The organism is Pseudomonas sp. Tun-23181 (genome assembly GCF_057415455.1).
Genome location: NZ_CM171630.1, coordinates 102,317 through 119,079 on the forward strand (window position 1 = coordinate 102,317; position 16,763 = coordinate 119,079).

The following is a 16,763-nucleotide window of genomic DNA, read 5'->3' on the forward strand; positions in this document are numbered from 1 at the left end:
ACGAAAGAACGATGAATCTACCCTTCGACCCCCTGTACATCATTGCTGTCGCCGTCGCGTGCGGTGCGCTTATCCAGGGTACGACGGGCATGGGCTTCGCACTGATCGTGGCACCGGTAATGGGATTGCTGGCGCCGGAGTCCTTGCCCATCAGCCTGCTGATATTGATGTTGCCGCTCAATGCCGCCGTTGCCTGGCGCGAGCGTAGCGCCATCGATTTCAGAGGCAGCTCGTGGATTACCCTGGGGCGTTTTGCCGGCACGTTTGGCGGTCTTTGGATCCTGCTCTTGCTGCCGCTTTCGCAGCTCAACCTGCTGATCGGGCTGTCGACGATCGCCGCGTGCCTGGCCACCTGGTTGGCGCCGTCTTTTGTGCCCGGGCGCCGGGCGCTGATCTCAACCGGCGTGATCACCGGCATCACCGAAACCGCCACCGGTGTGGGCGGCCCGCCGCTCGCCCTGGTGTACCAGCACTCGCCGGTGGCTACCTTGCGGGGCTCTGTGGCCCTGTGCTTCCTGGTGGGGGAGGTGATTTCGCTGGTGGCGCTGGCTGTGGGCGGGCATTTGCACACCGAGCAGGTCTCTCCGGTGCTGGCCCTGTGCGTGCCTTTGGCGCTGGGTGTGGTCGCCAGCCACTGGGCCCGCCACCTGATCAACGAGACGCGCCTGCGCCGCTTCGTACTCATCTTCGCCTTCGTCTCCGGGGCGCTTCTGCTGGTGCAATAAGCACCCCCCCATCGCATTCCACAACAAGTACAAAAAAGGAATTCGTCATGTTTGCCTTGAACAACCCGATTACCCGGGCGGCTCTGTTGTGCACGTCTGCCTGGTCCGCCATGGCGGATGCAGGCTTGATCGATGACAGCAAGGCCACGGTATTGCTGCGCAATTACTACTTCGACCGCGACTACAGTGACACCGGTGCGGTGCAAAGCCAGCGCCAGGAGTGGGCCCAGGGCTTCATCATCAAAGGCACTTCCGGCTACACCCCGGGCGCTGTGGGCGTGGGCCTGGATGTCCTGGGCCTGGTGGGCGTCAAACTGGACAGCAGCCCGGACCGCACTGGCACCGAACTGCTACCCTATGACCATGACGATGGCCGTGCGCCGGCCAGCTATGGCCGTTTGGGGCTGACCGCCAAGGTGCGCCTGTCGCGCACCGAACTGCGCCTGGGGGAACTGATGCCAGACGTGCCCATCCTGCGTTTCAATGACGGTCGGTTGCTGCCGCAGACCTTTCAAGGCGCCATGCTGACTTCCAGGGAGATCGATCGCCTTGCCCTGCATGTCGGCCAGATCCACGCCTTCAGCCCGCGCAGCGCCGCAGACAGCGAAGACCTTTACCCCTCGGTCGGCGGCCGTACCGTTGCAACCGCGACCTCTGACCGATTCACCTACGCCGGCGGCGAGTACCGCCTGGGCAAGGATTCGGCGCTAGGGCTGTGGACGGCGGAGCTGGACAACGTCTACCGGCAGAACTACTACAGCCTCACGCACTATCAACCGGTTGGCGGTTGGACGGTCGGCGGTGTGCTGGGAGCGTTCGACACCCGCGACACAGGCCGTTCGCTGGCAGGCGCGCTGGACAACCAGGCGGCTTCACTGCTGCTGTCTGCCGCCCATGGTGGTCACCGGTTCTACATGGGGTGGCAGCGAATGTACGGGGAGGACGGTTGGGTCACGATCGACCGCTCGCTGGGCAGCACCTTGGCCAACGACATGTTCGCCAACACCTTCGTGTACGCCAACGAGCGGTCCTGGCAACTGCGTTACGACTACAACTTCGCCGCGCTGGGCATACCGGGGTTGACGCTGTTGGTGCGCTACGCCCACGGCGACCATATCCATAGCGCCGAGACCTCCAAGGGGCGGGAGTGGGCGCGTGATGTGGGGCTGACGTATACCTTTCAGTTTCGCAGCCTTCAGGGGCTCAGCGTTCGTTGGGTCAACGCTGAGGTGGGGCGGGATTTTGGGGTAAGCGATTTTACTGAGAACCGGTTGATTGTGAGTTTGCCGGTCGAACTCTTTTAAACTCAAAACCGCTCCCACTACCTCACCCTTTGGACCCGCAAAGCATCACCGCCAACGCCCTGCCTGAGTCGCCAACCCAATCAGCTCCCGCAACCCACTGGTGCCCAGCTTGCGATAAAGACGCTTGATATAGGTGGCCGCACTGGAAGGGCGTACCCCCAGGCTCACAGCGATTTCATCGTTGTCGATACCGCTCAGCAGCAAGCGCAGCAGCTCCCGGTCACGCAACGTCAACTCCGGATACAGGCCAGCCAGCCGCTCGGTCAGCAACAGCGGCAGTTCATTGGCTTGCAGGTAAGCCAGGTAATGCATCCGCACGATCTGCATCAACAGCGGCGCCGAGGCCTCCATGAAGTCCAGCTCCTGGGCAGAAAAGCTGCCGTGTTCACGCCCTCGGTAGAAGTTCACCGACAGCCAGCGCCCCTTGTCACAGCTGGCCAGCAGTGCGAGCCGCTCGGCGATCTTCGGTTGCTCGTAGCAGATGCGCCGGTATTCAGCATGGCCGATGTCGTCGATACGTTGGCGCTGCACCACGATTCGCTCGCCGCCATTGCTGCAGGCCATGGCGTGCTGGTTGCCGTCCTGGCTGTAGAAGCGCTCGGCATAACGGCTGGAAATCTGCAACAGCGACACTTCGCGGGCCCGGTCGGCGAAGGTGAACACCTGGGGGTTGCGGCGTGGCGCGTAGGCGAACACTGTGCACTGCGCCAGGGGAATGCCGCTGCCAATCAACTGCAGCAGGTCGCCGGCCAGTTGCCGTCGATGGTTCTCTCCAACCCGGCCCAGCAAGGCGGCTGCCTGCCCGATGTTCAGGCAGCGCTCCGGCTCGATCGTGCGCAGCGGCCAGAATTGCATATCCGTTTCCTCACTAGGGCGTCGACTTCGAGCACTGTACGCCAGTCTATCAGGCGGTGGTTCGGTTAGCCGACAGCGGCAGACACAAGGCCAACAGCGCCCCGACCAGCATGAGCACGCCTGCGTAGATGAACCCGGCCGTGAAGCCTTGGGTCAGGTCCTTGAGCCAGCCCACCAGCAGTGGGTTCAGGGCCGAGCCCAGGTTGCCGAGGGCATTGATCAGGGCAATGCCCAGCGCCCGGGCTTCGATGCTCAAGCACTGGTCGGGCGTGGTCCAGAAAATCGACATCGCCGTGTAGGAGCCGGCCGCGGCCAGGCATACACCGGTCAACTGCAGCGTCGCGCCACCGCCGGGCAGCGCCAGCAACCAGCCGATCGCCGCCAGCAACATGGGCAGCACCAAATGCCAGCGGCGTTCGGCGGTGCGATCCGAATGCAGTCCCCAGACGACCATCGAGACGATGGTCACGACCTGGGGGACGGCGGCAAGCAGGCCGATCGCCTGGTGGCTCCCGGTACTGTTGAAGCTCTTGACGATCAAGGGTGTCCATACCGCAATCATCGCCAGCGTGTTGACCAGGCAGAAATACACCATGCCGAACAACAGGATGCGCGGCGAGGCCAGCTCCATCAGCACGCTGCGTGGCGCTGCTGCCGGCTTGCCGGGGCCCTTGCGCTCGGCGTCCAGCGCAGCGAGCAGCAATGCTTGCTCCTTGGCATCGAGCCAGTTGGCCTGGCGCGGGCTGTCATCCAGGTAACGGAACACCACGAACCCGACCAGCACCGAGGGCAACCCCTCGAGCAGGAACAGCCATTGCCATCCTTTCAAACCCCAGGTGCCGTCGAGCCCGAGGATCAGCCCCGACAATGCCGAGCTGAAACCCGCCGTGAACGGCATGGCGATCATGAACAGCGCATTGGCCCTGGCGCGGTAGGCGCTCGGGAACCACAGGGTGAGGTACAGCAGCACGCCGGGCAGGAATCCGGCTTCGGTAATGCCCACCACGATCCGCAGCAGGTACAGGGACAGTGGGCCAGTGGCGAACAACGTCGCGGTCGAGGCCAGCCCCCAGGCAATCATCAAGCAACCGATCCAGCGTCGGGCGCCAATACGGGCCAAGGCCAGGTTACTGGGGATACCGCAGGCGATATAGGCGACATAGAACAGCGTCGTGGCGAGGCCGAACTGGGTACTGCTCAACTGCAGGTCGGCCATCATCGTCAGGCCGGCGAAGCCGATGTTGATCCGGTCCAGGAACGACAGCACGAAGCACAGGAACAAGAAGGGGATCAACCGACGGGCAACTTTGCGCCCGACACGGTGATAGTCACTGGATGCGCAGGCAGGCGCGGCCTCGGCGACAGCGTGGGTCATGGGGACCACCTGATTGTTATTATTGGGAAGTCCATTGCCCGGCGGGCGCCGGGCGACGGGGACAGGCCAGCTAAAGATCGCGCGAGGCGATCTCGACCAGTTGGGCGAAACGCTCGGCATCGCCCAGCGCTTCGGCCGCCAGCAGGGCCAGTTTGACCAACATCAGCTCCCGCTTGCCTTCGGGCGTGCGGTCCAGGCTGTCGGCCAGGTGGTCGTAGAGGGTTTCCAGATCGGCGATGGTCAGGGTCGACATGATGCTCTCCTCAGTGATTGCCCAGGGCGCTATGGATGCCGGCCGCCAGCGCAGCTGCGCTCAGGGTTTGCCAACGCGCGCATACGTGTTGGTCCGGACGGGCCAGGTAGGCACCGCCCAGCGGTGCCCCATAGCGTTGGCGCAGGCGGCCACTGCGATCATCCAGGGACAAGTCCGCGCCCTTGACCTGGGCACCCACGGCGATCACCCGAAGCGGTACTCCTTGCGCCTGCAAGCTCGAAACCTGGGCCTGAACGTCCTGTGGCAGTTCTGCGGCATCGCTGAACCAGAGCAGATGAAACGCCGCCCCAAGGTGATCGAAGAGGAAGTCGTCGTCGCCCAGGCGCAGGTTCAGCAGCGTAGCGCCTACCCGTGGCCCCTGGGTGAACAGGTGGTCATCGTCGTCCCGGCAATTGAGCGGCGAGTCGCAATAGTCATGCGGCCTGGAGGTGCGCCAGTGGTACAGCGGCCGAACGAACGCCTGGCTCAGCGACAAGGACAGCACCGCATCGCGCAGCAAGCGCTGCGCCGTGCTGGGTGGTGTCATGAAGCGCGTGCTCTTTCCCGCCTCCTGGATGATCTCGCGAGCCGCGCCCACCCGTTCATGGCTATAGGAGGGCAACAGTTCAGGGCCAGCCAGGCCTTTGATCTGCAGGGCCAGTTTCCAGCACAGGTCGCTGACGTCCTGAAACCCGGTATTCGCCCCGCGCACGCCGAAAATCGGCAGCAAGTGGGCGGCATCTCCCGCGAACACAACCCGCCCTTGGATGTACTCGGGCAGTGTCAACGCACGTGCCGAATACACCGAGCTCCAGTCCAACGCCCAGCGACGATCCTGCACACCCACCAAGGCCAGCTGCGCGTCGATACGCGCGCGCAACGACTCGGGCGACAGCGCCTGCTCGGGCGTTTCGTCAGCCGGCAACTGGTAGTCGATACGCCAGATATCGTCCGGCTCACGGTGCATCAATACCGTGTTCCCCGGGTTCCAGGGTGGGTCGAAGTAGGCCAGCCGTTCGGTGGGCAGGTCGATCTTGATACGGATATCGGCAATCACGAAGCGGCCTTCATAGGCTGCCCCTTCCAGTTTCAGGCCAAGGAGGCTACGCAGGGCCGAGCGTGCACCGTCGGCCGCGATGACCCAGCTGCTTTCCAGTGAGTACAGGCCGGCTGGCGTATCCACCTCCAGGCATGCGTGATCATCGTGCTGGCGTACCTCGACAACCTTGTTGCCCCAGCGCAGCTCGATCAGCGGGTTGGCCTGGGCGGCCTGTACCAGTTCATGCTCCAGGCATGGCTGCTGCAGGTTGGTCATGGGCGGGAAGCGGTCGTCGTCATCGTGGGGCACTTCCATGCGGTACACCAGCTGGTTGCGGTAGAACGAATTGCCGAAGCGCCAGGCAAGCCCGGCCTGGGTGACTCGATCAGCGACACCCACCTGCTGCAGGATCTCCAGCGAACGACGCGTGAAGACGATGGCACGGCTGCCCTCGCTGACCTGCTGCTCGGCCTCCAGCACCACGCTGGGGATGCCATATCGCGCAAGCTCCAATGCCGCCGTCAGGCCAATGGGGCCGGCGCCGACCACCACGACCGCCTCACGATGGCGGGAGACGGCACCCACGGCCGCGGTAAAGGCGGGATAGACCTGGTAATCGAAATAAAGCGAGCGTCGTGGCTCGACCGATGGGCAGTGCATGCTGAATGCTCTCCGATGTTCTTGTGTTTGTGGGCAGAGACCACTGAAATCGAAGGCAATCCTAATCGCGATGTTTTGCCGCCCATGTCCCCATAAAGGGACAAGCGTTCATCAAGCGGCCAGGTGAAGGTGCGCTGGCAGCAGGGAGAGAGCAGCCCGCTGCTCTCTCCCTGCGCCCAATGGGTATCAATGCACCAACATACCGGTGAACACATACGCCTGCGACAACGTGATCAAACCGATGATGGCGGCGAAGATCAGGCTGTGCTTGAGGGTAAAGCGGAACAGGTCCGACTCCTTGCCAACGATGCTGGTGGCGGCGCAGGCCACGGCGATCGACTGTGGCGAGATCATCTTGCCGGTCACGCCGCCACTGGTATTGGCAGCCACCAGCAGGGTGTCGCTGACGCCGATCTGGTGCGCGGTGGTGGCCTGCAGCGAGCCGAACAGCGCGTTGGACGAGGTGTCGGAGCCAGTCAGGAACACGCCCAGCCAGCCGAGGAACGGCGAGAAGAACGGGAACGCCGCGCCAGTGCCGGCCAGCACCAGCGCCAGGGTGGTGGACATGCCCGAGTAGTTGGTGACGAAGGCGAAGGCCAGCACCATGCCGATGGACAGGATCGGCAGCTTCAGTTCGACCAGGGTCTCCTTGAAGCTGGCAAGGCCTGTCTTCCAGTCGATGCGCAGGACGAACATCGACAACAGCGCCGACAGCAGGATCGCGCTACCGCCCGCCGACACCAGGTCGAACTTGTACACCGCCGCCATGGGAGTGGGCTCGGCGACGATGGGCGCGGCCTTCATCACCAACTGGTCCAGGTGCGGGATGGCGAGCACCAGTACCAGTTGCTCCAACGCTCCGCCCGGAGCGAACAGGGCCTTGAACGGCTTGAGCGTCCAGATGGTCACCAGCACGGTGAGGATCAGGAACGGCGACCAGGCCTTGAGGATCTGCCCGAAGGCGTAGGGCGAGGGCGTGGCGCTGCGGGCGCCGGAGAAGCCGCCCATCACGGCGGCGCCGCCAGACATGCCGACGACCTCGCGATCCGCAGCGCGGGTCGGTTGCCAGACCTTGAGGAACAACGTCAGCGACACGATGCTGACCAGCGCCGACGTGATGTCCGGCAACTCCGGGCCGATGTAGTTGGAGGTCAGGTACTGGGTGATGGCGAAACTGCTACCGGCCACCAGGGCGGCGGGCCAGGTCTCCTTGACGCCGCGCCAGCCATCCATGATCGCCACCAGCCAGAACGGCACGATGACCGACAACAGAGGCAACTGGCGCCCGGCCATGGCGCCGATCTTGAAGGCGTCGATGCCGGTCACCTGCCCGGCGACGATGATCGGCACGCCCAGGGCACCGAAGGCCACCGGGGCGGTGTTGGCGATCAGGCACAGGCCGGCGGCATACAGCGGGTTGAAGCCCAGGCCCACGAGCAGGGCACCGGTGATTGCCACAGGCGCACCGAAACCTGCCGCGCCTTCGAGGAAGGCGCCGAAGGAGAAGCCGATCAGCAGCACCTGCAGGCGCTGGTCGTCGGTGATCGACAGTACCGAACTGCGGATCACCTCGAACTGGCCGCTCTTGACCGTGAGCTTGTAGAGGAACACCGCCGCGACGATGATCCAGGCGATCGGCCACAGGCCGTAGGCGAAGCCGTAGCCGGCGGCGGCGAAGGCCATGTCCAGGGGCATGCCGTAGGCCAGGGTGGCGACGAGGATCGACAGCACCAGGGTGAGGGTGCCGGCCAGGTAGCCTTTCATGCGAAAGACGGCGAGGGCGACGAAGAAAAAGATGATCGGGATCAGCGCGACCAGCGCCGACAGGCCTAGGCTGCCGAGCGGGGTGTACATCTGTTGCCAGGTTTGCATGTCAAAAGCCTCTTCTTATTGTTGGTAGCTTGTCAGGGGGTGGGCGTGTCGACGGGGATGAGGTCTCCGGGTGGGTCAGTGGTCAGGTGGTGTCTGTTCGGGCCTGTTCGTGGGCAAGCCCGCTCCCACAGGGCCTTGCAAGTCACACCATTGGTGATCGACTTGGCCCTGAGAGCCGGCTTGCCGGCGATGGGCTGCAAGGCAGCCCGGTACAGATTCAGCGCGCCTGCTTGAAACGCAGCCGCCAGGCATGCAGCAGCGGCTCGGTATACCCGCTGGGCTGCTCACGCCCCTTGAACACCAGGTCGCTGGCTGCGCGGAAGGCATACGAGCTCTCGAAATCCGATGCCATCGACCGGTACGCGGGGTCGCCGGCGTTCTGCTCGTCGACCACCCGCGCCATGCGCTCCAGCGTCGCGCGAACCTGGTCGGCGCTGACCACGCCGTGGTGCAGCCAGTTGGCGATGTGCTGGGCGGAGATGCGCAGGGTGGCGCGGTCTTCCATCAGGCCGACGTCGTGGATGTCCGGCACCTTGGAGCAACCGACCCCCTGTTCGACCCAGCGCACCACGTAGCCGAGGATGCCCTGGCAGTTATTGTCCAGTTCCGCCTGGATCTCGGCGGTGCTCCAGTCGCGCGTGGGGCTGACCGGCACGCTGAGCAGGTCACGCAGCAGGCTTTCGCGCTGGCTGTGCAGGTCGATGCGTTCGAGCTCCCGCTGCACCTGGCGCACGTCTACCTGGTGGTAGTGCAGGGCATGCAGGGTGGCGGCGGTGGGCGAGGGCACCCAGGCGGTAGTGGCGCCGGCCTTGGGGTGGGCGATCTTCTGTTCGAGCATGGCCGCCATCAGGTCCGGCATGGCCCACATGCCCTTGCCGATCTGTGCACGGCCGCGCAGGCCGCAGTCCAGCCCCACCAGCACGTTGTTGCGTTCGTAGGCCTGGATCCACGGGGTGGACTTCATGTCGCCCTTGCGCAGCATGGCGCCGGCTTCCATGGCCGAGTGCATCTCGTCGCCCGTGCGGTCGAGGAACCCGGTGTTGATGAACACCACGCGGCTGGCCGCCTCGGCGATGCACGTCTTGAGGTTGACGCTGGTGCGCCGTTCCTCGTCCATGATGCCCATCTTCAAGGTGTGGCGGGCCAGGCCGAGCAGGTCTTCGACACGGCCGAACAACGTATCGGCAAAGGCGACTTCGGCCGGGCCGTGCATCTTCGGCTTGACGATGTAGACGCTGCCGTTGCGCGAGTTGCCGCGCCGGCGCAGGTCGTGGAGGGCGGCCAGGCTGGTGACCACCGCATCGAGGATGCCTTCGGGAATCTCCTGACCTTGCTCGTCGAGAATGGTCGGGGTGCTCATCAAGTGGCCGACGTTGCGCACGAACAGCAGCGAGCGCCCCGGCAGGGTCAGTGGCGCGCCATCGCGGCCGTGGTAGGTGCGGTCGGGGTTCAGGGTGCGGGTGAGGGTCTGGCCACCCTTGCGCACGCGCTCGGCCAGGTCGCCCTTCATCAGGCCCAGCCAGTTGCGGTAGACGGCCACCTTGTCGTCGGCATCGACCGCGGCCACCGAGTCTTCGCAGTCCATGATGGTGGTCAGCGCCGACTCCAGCAGCAGGTCTTTGATCCCGGCGGCGTCGGTGCTGCCGATGGGGCTGGTCGGGTCGATCTGGATTTCCACGTGCAGGTCGTGGTGCACGAGCAGTACGGCGGCTGGCGACGAGGCTTCGCCCTGGTGGCCGACGAACTGACCCGGTTGGGCCAGGCCGGTCGCCTCACCGTTTTTCAGCGAGACCTGCAACTGGCCGGCCACCACCTGGTAGGCACTGGCCTCGACGTGGGAGGCGCCCTGCAGCGGGAAGGCCTGGTCGAGGAAGGCGCGGGCGAAGGCGATCACCCGCGCGCCGCGTACCGGGTTGTAGTCGGGGGCTTTGGCCGCACCGTCGTCTTCGGCGATCGCGTCGGTGCCGTACAGGGCGTCGTACAGCGAGCCCCAGCGGGCGTTGGCGGCATTGAGGGCATAGCGCGCGTTCATCACCGGCACCACCAGTTGCGGCCCCGCCTGCACGGTGATCTCGCTGTCGACGTGCTCGGTGCCGACCTTGACCGTTTCAGGTTGCGGCAGCAGGTAGCCGATGCGGGTGAGAAAGTGCTGGTAGGCGTCCATGTCGGTCACCGGCCCAGGATGCGCCCTGTGCCAGGTATCCAGTTCGGCCTGCAGGCGGTCGCGTTCGGCCAACAGGGCGCGGTTGCGCGGGGCCAGGTCGTGCACCAGGGCATCGAGGCCCTTCCAGAAACGCTCCGCTGCGACCTCGGTCCCGGGGAGCACCTCATCCTCGATGAAACGCTTGAAGTTCTCCGCCACCTGCAAACGCTGGCAAGGCACGCGTTCGGTCATGCTCGTCTCTCCTATCACTGGGTCCATCTGTTCTTGAAGCCGCGCTCAGAGCGCGGCGATACCGGCTGCGGCCACTTGGGCGTCCTGCTCGGCCTTGACGCCGGAAACCCCCACGGCGGCGACCACTTGGCCGTCCACCCGCAGCGGCAGGCCGCCTTCGAGCGAGGTCAGCAGCGGCGCGCTGACGAACGCTGTGCGCCCGCCGTTGACCATCTCTTCATAGCCTTTGGTGTCACGCCGGCCGAGGGCCGCGCTGCGGGCCTTCTCGGTGGCGATGTAGGCCGCGATGGGCGCGCAGCCGTCGAGGCGCTGGAGGGCCAGCAGGTGGCCGCCGTCATCGACCACGGCGATGCACACCGCCCATTGGTTGCGCTGCGCCTCTTCGTGGGCAGCGGCGAGGATGCGGGCGACGTCGGCCTGCTCGAGTACAGCTTTGCGTTGCATGGCGTTCTCCTAGACGAGTGCTTCTTCCACCAGCTCGATCCAATGGCGCACAGGCGTGCGCCCGGCGCCGTCGAGGTGGGTCTGGCAGCCGATGTTGGCGGTGACGATGACTTCCGGATTGCCGCTTTCCAGGGCGTTGAGCTTGTTGTCGCGCAATTGCCGTGACAGCTCGGGCTGGGTCAGCGAGTAGGTGCCGGCCGAGCCGCAGCACAGGTGGCTGTCGGGCACCTGGGTCAGGCTGAAGCCCAGGCGTTCGAGCACGTCTTCCACGGCGCCGCCGAGTTTCTGCGCATGCTGCAGGGTGCATGGGCAATGGAAGGCCAGGCGCCGGTCGCCGTGGATGCCCAGGCGCTCCAGCGGCTCGGCGCGCAGCACCTCGACCAGGTCGCGGGCCAGGGCACTGACCCGTGCGGCCTTGGCGGCGTAGGCCGGGTCGTGCTCGAGCAGGTGGCCGTAGTCACGCACGAAGGCGCCGCAGCCGCTGGCGGTTTGCACGATGGCCTCGGCACCGGCCTCGATGGCCGGCCACCAGGCGTCGATGTTGCGGCGGGCGCGTTCCAGGCCCTTGTCCTGGGCATTGAGGTGATAGTCCACCGCGCCGCAGCAACCGGCCTCACGGGCTGGCGTCACCGAGATGCCCAGGCGATCGAGCACGCGGGCGGCGGCGGCATTGGTGTTGGGGGACAGGGACGGTTGCACGCAGCCTTCGAGCATCAGCACGCGGCGGGCATGCAGCACCTGGGGACGCGGCTTGGCCGGGTGCGGATGGCGCGGCAGCTTGGCTTGCAGCGTCTGCGGCAGCAGCGGGCGGAAGGCCTTGGCGGTGCGAGTCAGGGCCTTGAACACGGCCGGCCGAGGCACCACCGTGCGCAGGCCTTCGCGCAGCAGGCGCTCGCCGAACGAACGCGGTACTCGTGCTTCGACCACGGCACGGCCGATGTCCAGCAGGTCGTGGTACTGCACGCCGGAGGGGCAGGTGGTTTCGCAGTTGCGGCAGGTCAGGCAGCGGTCCAGGTGGGTCTGGGTCTTGGCGGTGACCTCCTGGCCCTCGAGCACCTGCTTGATCAGGTAGATGCGCCCACGCGGGCCGTCCAGCTCGTCGCCCAGCAACTGGTAGGTGGGGCAGGTGGCGGTGCAGAACCCGCAGTGCACGCACGAGCGCAGGATCCGCTCGGCTTCCTCGGCGCGGGGAAGGCTTTTGGCTTGTTCGCTCAGGTTGGTTTGCATGGCGCGCTCTCAGACTTCGGCGTACAGACGGCCCGGGTTGAAGATGCCCTGGGGGTCGAGTTGCTGCTTGAGGTTGCGGTGGTAGCGCAGCAGCGGTTCGGCCAGTGGGTGGAAAGGGGCCGGGTCTGGTTGGTGGAGGGTCGCGTGGCCGCCCAGGCGGGCCACGGCCTGGCGAATCAGCACAGGCGGCGCGTCGGACTTCAGCCAGCGCTGCGCGCCGCCCCAGTCCAGCAGTTGCCGGCCCGGCAGTTCGAGCGGTGGGCTGTTGTGCGGCAGCGAAAGGCGCCACAGCGGCTCGGGCGCTTCGAAAAAGCCCAGGCGCTGCTCGCGCAGGTCAGCCCAGTAGCGGCCATCGAGGGCCTCGCCACCCAGGCGCTCGACCGCCGAGGCCACCGAGCCTTCGCCGCCCTCCAGGCGCAGGTGCAGGGCCTTGCCATCATGGCAGGCCGCGCTGATCGGGATCGGTTGCTGGCCCCATTCGGCCAGCTCGCCCAGGGCCTGGTGCACGTCCATCTCCAGGCGCAGGCTCTGGCACTTGCGCGGCTTGGGCAGCACTTTCAGCGAAACCTCGGTCAGCAGCCCCAGGCAGCCGAAGCTGCCGACCATCAGGCGCGACAGGTCGTAGCCGGCGACGTTCTTCATGACCTCGCCGCCGAAGCGCAGCAGCTTGCCGTGGCCGGTGATGACGCGGGTGCCGAGCACGTAGTCGCGAACCGAGCCGGCCCACGGGCGGCGCGGGCCGGACAGCCCGGCGGCGACCATCCCGCCCAACGTGGCCTCGCGGCCCAGGTGCGGCGGCTCGAAGGGCAGCATCTGCCCGGCGGCATCCAGCGCGGCCTCGATGTCCAGCAGCGGCGTGCCGGCCCGCGCGGTCAGCACCAGCTCGGTCGGGTCGTAGCTGACGATGCCGCGGTGGCTGCGGGTGTCGAGCACGTCGCCGCTCACCGGGCGGCCGAGCATGGCTTTGCTGTTGCTGCCCTGGACGCGCAACGGCGTGCGTTCGTTGAGCGCCTGGTTGACCTGCTCCAGCAGGGCGGCGCTGGCGTCGTGATCGTGTCGCATCAGAAACGCTCCAGTTCAGGGAACGGCAGCTTGCCGTGGTGCACGTGCATCGAGCCGAACTCGGCGCAGCGGTGCAGGGTGGGGATGTTCTTGCCGGGGTTGAGCAGGCCTTGCGGGTCGAAGGCATGCTTGACCGCGTGGAACAGGGTCAGTTCGTCGCTGTTGAACTGCGCGCACATCTGGTTGATCTTCTCGCGTCCCACGCCGTGCTCGCCGGTGATGCTGCCGCCGACCGCCACGCACAGTTCGAGGATCTTGCCGCCCAGGGCTTCGGCGCGCTCCAGCTCGCCAGGTTGGTTGGCATCGAAGAGGATCAGCGGGTGCATGTTGCCGTCGCCGGCATGGAACACGTTGGCCACGCGTAGCCCATATTCGTGCGACAGCTCGGCGATGCCGTTGAGCACCCCGGGGAGTGCGCGGCGCGGGATGGTGCCGTCCATGCAGTAGTAGTCCGGGGAGATGCGCCCCACGGCGGGGAAGGCGTTCTTGCGCCCGGCCCAGAAGCGTGCCCGCTCGGCCTCGTCGCAGGCCAGGCGCACGTCGGTGGCGCCGGCGGCCTTGAGCACCGCCTCGACCTGCACGCAGTCGTCCTGTACGTCGGCTTCCACGCCGTCGAGCTCGCACAGCAGGATGGCGGCGGCATCCACCGGGTAGCCGGCGTGGATGAAGTCTTCGGCGGCGCGGATCGACAGGTTGTCCATCATCTCCAGGCCCCCGGGGATGATGCCGGCGGCGATGATGTCGCCTACCGCGCGCCCGGCCTTTTCCACCGAGTCGAAGCTGGCCAGCAGCACCCGCGCGACCTGGGGCTTGGGCAGCAGCTTGACGGTCACCTCGGTGACGATGCCGAGCATGCCTTCGGAGCCGGTGAACAGTGCCAGCAAGTCGAAGCCGGGTGCGTCCAGGGCGTCGCTGCCCAGGGTCATGTAGTCGCCCTCGACGGTGAGGATCTCGACCTTGAGCAGGTTGTGCACGGTCAGGCCGTACTTCAGGCAGTGCACGCCGCCGGCGTTCTCGGCGACATTGCCGCCGATCGAGCAGGCGATCTGCGAGGATGGGTCGGGGGCGTAGTACAGGCCGTGGGGGGCCGCGGCCTGGGAAATCGCCAGGTTGCGCACCCCTGGCTGGACGCGGGCGAAGCGGCCTTCGGGGTTGATCTCGATGATGCGGTTGAAGCGCGCCATCACCAGCAGGATGCCTTGCTCCAGCGGCAGGGCGCCGCCGGACAGCCCGGTACCGGCGCCGCGGGCCACCACCGGCACCTGGCGGGCGTGGCAGATCTTCAGCAGGGCCTGCACCTGCTCCAGGCGCTCGGGCAGCACCACCAGCAGGGGCACCACGCGGTAGGCGCTGAGGCCATCGCATTCGTAAGGGCGCAGGTCTTCCTGGCTATGGAGAATCTCCAGGTCAGGCAGGGCCTGGCGTAGTGCCGAGAGCAGGGCGGCCTTGTCGACTCGAGGCAGTGCGCCATCGACGCGCTCGTCGTAGAGAATGTTCATAAGGCTCACTTGTATTTTTGTTGTTCTTGGCGGCAGCCGGTGCGCTTGGGGCCTGGTCCGCCCGAAGCTGGCCCACCGGGCCGACGTCGAGCGTAGGCTGCGCGTTCCGAGCCTGTGAGTCGATGAGCGGGTGAACTGGTCGGACCACTTTTTTGGCGTGAGGGGCGAATGTGGGTAGTAGCATCAGGTTTTTTGCGTGAAACTCTTCCCCGAAGCGCACGATAACAAGAAGCTGGTCCGACCAGTTGAGAGGTGGCGATGGACACCGTTGATTCACGCAAGCAAAGCAAGACGCAAGTCGCCGACCAGGTGGCCGAGCGCATCGAAAAGCTGATCGTCGATGGTGTGCTCAAGGTAGGCCAGGCATTGCCTTCCGAGCGGCGCCTGGTGGAGAAACTGGGCTGCTCCCGCTCGGCGTTGCGCGAAGGCCTGCGGGTGCTGCGTGGGAGGGGTATCGTTGAGACCGAGCAAGGGCGAGGCTCGTTCGTCGCAGACTTGAGCCGAACAGGGAATGCGACGCCGCTGATGCATCTGTTCAGCTCGCAGCCACGCACCTTGTTCGATTTGCTGGAGGTGCGGGCGCTCCTGGAGGCGGAGTCGGCGAGGCTGGCCGCGTTGCGTGCCACCGATGTCGACCGGGTGCTGATCAAGCGACGCTACGACGAGATGGTCGATGCCCAGGAGCATCCCTACTCACATGACCCGCAAGAGCACGCCCGGCGCGACCATGCCTTCCACCGGGCGATCAGCGAGGCGTCGCACAACCCGGTCTTGGTGCATACCCTGCAATCACTCAGCGATTTGATGCTGAGTACCGTTTTCGCCTCGGTCAATAATCTCTACTGTCGGCCCGCGCAGAAGCGACAGATCGATCGCCAGCACTCACGGCTCTACCATGCGGTGATGGAGCAGTTGCCCGAACAGGCCCAGCGAGCGGCGCGGGAGCATATCAACAGCGTCCGCGACAACTTGCGCGAGATCGAGCAAGAAGAACAGCGCCTCGTTCGGGCGACCATGCGTTTGGAGGGGTGGAAGTAGCAGCTGCAAGCTTCAAGCGGCAAGCTGCAAGAAAAAGCTGATCGGCTTCTACTTGCAGCTTACCGCTTGAAGCTTGCCGCTTACTCCCCGCGAATCGAGAAGTTGGCCATGTGCTCCAGGCCTTTGATCAGCGCCGAGTGGTCCCAGTTGCCGCCGCCGAGGGCGACGCAGGTGCTGAACACTTGCTGGGCGTTGGCGGTGTTGGGCAGGTTGATGCCCAGCTCCTTGGCGCCTTGCAGGGCCAGGTTCAGGTCCTTCTGGTGCAGGTTGATGCGAAAGCCCGGGTCGAAGGTGCCCTTGATCATGCGCTCGGCATGCACTTCGAGGATCTTCGAGGAGGCGAAGCCGCCCATCAGCGCTTCGCGGACCTTGGCCGGGTCGGCGCCGTTCTTGGCGGCGAACAGCAGGGCCTCGCCGACGGCCTGGATGTTCAGGGCGACGATGATCTGGTTGGCCACCTTGGCGGTCTGGCCGTCGCCATTGCCGCCGACGCGGGTGATGTTCTTGCCCATGGCCTCGAACAGCGGCAGGGCGCGTTCGAAGGCGTTCGGGCAGCCGCCGACCATGATGCTCAGGGTGCCGGCCTTGGCGCCGACTTCACCGCCGGAGACCGGGGCGTCCAGGTAGGCGGCGCCGGTGGCCTTGATCTTCTCGGCGAAGACCTTGGTGGCGGTGGGCGAGATCGAGCTCATGTCGATCACGATCTTGTTCGGGCCAACGCCTTCGGCCACGCCGTTTTCACCGAACAGGACGGCTTCGACCTGTGGGGTGTCGGGGACCATGACGATGATGAACTCGGCTTCCTGGGCCACGGCTTGCGGGGTCGGCAATGCCGTGGCGACGAGATCGGCCGGGGCCGGGTCGTGATGGGTGGATACGAACAGTTCGTGACCTGCCTTTTGCAGGTTCTGGGCCATGGGTTTGCCCATGATGCCGGTGCCGATGAAACCGATTTTAGCCATGAGAAATTACCTCGTCGTATTGATTGAAATCTCGATGGGGCAGGCGACGCTGG

General features: G+C 65.7%; 14 protein-coding genes. 3 read left to right on the plus strand and 11 right to left on the minus strand.

Annotated elements, in window-relative coordinates; all coding sequences use genetic code 11:
- The first annotated feature begins 11 nt into the window (after positions 1 to 11).
- Together ACDI39_RS00600 and ACDI39_RS00605 are read left to right on the plus strand one after the other, a co-directional pair.
- On the plus strand, positions 12 to 725 hold the full coding sequence (locus ACDI39_RS00600) for a sulfite exporter TauE/SafE family protein (protein ID WP_253080609.1): 714 nt from the start codon (positions 12 to 14) through the stop codon (positions 723 to 725).
- A 47-nt stretch (positions 726 to 772) separates the two neighbouring features.
- The gene (locus ACDI39_RS00605) at positions 773 to 2,029 is read left to right on the plus strand and encodes an OprD family porin (protein ID WP_253091550.1); all 1,257 of its coding nucleotides are present in this window, start codon (positions 773 to 775) and stop codon (positions 2,027 to 2,029) included.
- Between the two features lie 45 nt (positions 2,030 to 2,074).
- Here the strand turns inward: ACDI39_RS00605 and ACDI39_RS00610 are convergent, their stop codons facing one another.
- The 10 genes from ACDI39_RS00610 to glcD form a co-directional block, all read right to left on the minus strand.
- Positions 2,075 to 2,884, minus strand: coding sequence for a LuxR C-terminal-related transcriptional regulator (locus ACDI39_RS00610; RefSeq protein WP_225789226.1), 810 nt, complete (start codon positions 2,882 to 2,884; stop codon positions 2,075 to 2,077).
- 49 nt (positions 2,885 to 2,933) lie between these two features.
- Positions 2,934 to 4,259, minus strand: a complete 1,326-nt coding sequence (locus tag ACDI39_RS00615; protein WP_225789227.1) for an MFS transporter — start codon at positions 4,257 to 4,259, stop codon at positions 2,934 to 2,936.
- A gap of 70 nt (positions 4,260 to 4,329) precedes the next feature.
- Positions 4,330 to 4,512, minus strand: coding sequence for a DUF2783 domain-containing protein (locus ACDI39_RS00620; protein ID WP_225789228.1), 183 nt, complete (start codon positions 4,510 to 4,512; stop codon positions 4,330 to 4,332).
- Between the two features lie 10 nt (positions 4,513 to 4,522).
- On the minus strand, positions 4,523 to 6,211 hold the full coding sequence (locus ACDI39_RS00625) for an FAD-dependent monooxygenase (protein WP_486537244.1): 1,689 nt from the start codon (positions 6,209 to 6,211) through the stop codon (positions 4,523 to 4,525).
- Between the two features lie 186 nt (positions 6,212 to 6,397).
- Entirely contained in the window at positions 6,398 to 8,083 is a 1,686-nt protein-coding gene (locus ACDI39_RS00630; RefSeq protein WP_253091548.1) for a lactate permease LctP family transporter, read from the minus strand.
- Between the two features lie 217 nt (positions 8,084 to 8,300).
- The gene (locus tag ACDI39_RS00635; protein WP_486537245.1) at positions 8,301 to 10,478 is read right to left on the minus strand and encodes a malate synthase G; all 2,178 of its coding nucleotides are present in this window, start codon (positions 10,476 to 10,478) and stop codon (positions 8,301 to 8,303) included.
- A gap of 45 nt (positions 10,479 to 10,523) precedes the next feature.
- Positions 10,524 to 10,922 carry a heme-binding protein gene (locus ACDI39_RS00640; protein WP_225789232.1) on the minus strand — a complete coding sequence of 133 codons (399 nt, stop codon included), beginning with the start codon at positions 10,920 to 10,922 and terminating at the stop codon, positions 10,524 to 10,526.
- A gap of 9 nt (positions 10,923 to 10,931) precedes the next feature.
- Positions 10,932 to 12,149 (minus strand): glycolate oxidase subunit GlcF, encoded by a 1,218-nt coding sequence (gene glcF / locus ACDI39_RS00645; protein WP_225789233.1) that lies wholly within the window; start codon positions 12,147 to 12,149, stop codon positions 10,932 to 10,934.
- A 9-nt stretch (positions 12,150 to 12,158) separates the two neighbouring features.
- Positions 12,159 to 13,211, minus strand: a complete 1,053-nt coding sequence (glcE, locus tag ACDI39_RS00650; protein WP_225789234.1) for a glycolate oxidase subunit GlcE — start codon at positions 13,209 to 13,211, stop codon at positions 12,159 to 12,161.
- Positions 13,211 to 14,710, minus strand: coding sequence for a glycolate oxidase subunit GlcD (gene glcD / locus ACDI39_RS00655; RefSeq protein WP_225789235.1), 1,500 nt, complete (start codon positions 14,708 to 14,710; stop codon positions 13,211 to 13,213). The genes glcE and glcD overlap by 1 nt, the downstream gene beginning before the upstream one ends.
- 258 nt (positions 14,711 to 14,968) lie before the next feature.
- Between glcD and glcC the strand changes: the two genes are divergently transcribed.
- Positions 14,969 to 15,748: a transcriptional regulator GlcC gene (gene glcC, locus ACDI39_RS00660; protein WP_225789236.1), complete on the plus strand. Its 780-nt coding sequence runs from the start codon at positions 14,969 to 14,971 to the stop codon at positions 15,746 to 15,748.
- 80 nt (positions 15,749 to 15,828) lie between these two features.
- Here glcC and ACDI39_RS00665 read toward each other — a convergent pair whose 3' ends face one another.
- Entirely contained in the window at positions 15,829 to 16,710 is an 882-nt protein-coding gene (locus ACDI39_RS00665) for a 2-hydroxy-3-oxopropionate reductase (RefSeq protein WP_225789237.1), read from the minus strand.
- Between the last annotated feature and the right edge of the window lie 53 nt (positions 16,711 to 16,763).

Excerpts from the sequence above, each read along its gene's own strand:
- ACDI39_RS00620 (WP_225789228.1), bottom strand. The coding sequence starts at position 4,512 with ATGTCGACCCTGACCATCGCCGATCTGGAAACCCTCTACGACCACCTG.
- ACDI39_RS00600 (WP_253080609.1), top strand. The coding sequence starts at position 12 with ATGAATCTACCCTTCGACCCCCTGTACATCATTGCTGTCGCCGTCGCG.
- glcD (WP_225789235.1), bottom strand. The coding sequence starts at position 14,710 with ATGAACATTCTCTACGACGAGCGCGTCGATGGCGCACTGCCTCGAGTC.
- ACDI39_RS00665 (WP_225789237.1), bottom strand. The coding sequence starts at position 16,710 with ATGGCTAAAATCGGTTTCATCGGCACCGGCATCATGGGCAAACCCATG.
- glcF (WP_225789233.1), bottom strand. The coding sequence starts at position 12,149 with ATGCAAACCAACCTGAGCGAACAAGCCAAAAGCCTTCCCCGCGCCGAG.
- glcC (WP_225789236.1), top strand. The coding sequence starts at position 14,969 with ATGGACACCGTTGATTCACGCAAGCAAAGCAAGACGCAAGTCGCCGAC.
- ACDI39_RS00625 (WP_486537244.1), bottom strand. The coding sequence starts at position 6,211 with ATGCACTGCCCATCGGTCGAGCCACGACGCTCGCTTTATTTCGATTAC.
- ACDI39_RS00615 (WP_225789227.1), bottom strand. The coding sequence starts at position 4,259 with ATGACCCACGCTGTCGCCGAGGCCGCGCCTGCCTGCGCATCCAGTGAC.
- ACDI39_RS00605 (WP_253091550.1), top strand. The coding sequence starts at position 773 with ATGTTTGCCTTGAACAACCCGATTACCCGGGCGGCTCTGTTGTGCACG.
- ACDI39_RS00635 (WP_486537245.1), bottom strand. The coding sequence starts at position 10,478 with ATGACCGAACGCGTGCCTTGCCAGCGTTTGCAGGTGGCGGAGAACTTC.
- glcE (WP_225789234.1), bottom strand. The coding sequence starts at position 13,211 with ATGCGACACGATCACGACGCCAGCGCCGCCCTGCTGGAGCAGGTCAAC.
- ACDI39_RS00630 (WP_253091548.1), bottom strand. The coding sequence starts at position 8,083 with ATGCAAACCTGGCAACAGATGTACACCCCGCTCGGCAGCCTAGGCCTG.
- ACDI39_RS00610 (WP_225789226.1), bottom strand. The coding sequence starts at position 2,884 with ATGCAATTCTGGCCGCTGCGCACGATCGAGCCGGAGCGCTGCCTGAAC.
- ACDI39_RS00640 (WP_225789232.1), bottom strand. The coding sequence starts at position 10,922 with ATGCAACGCAAAGCTGTACTCGAGCAGGCCGACGTCGCCCGCATCCTC.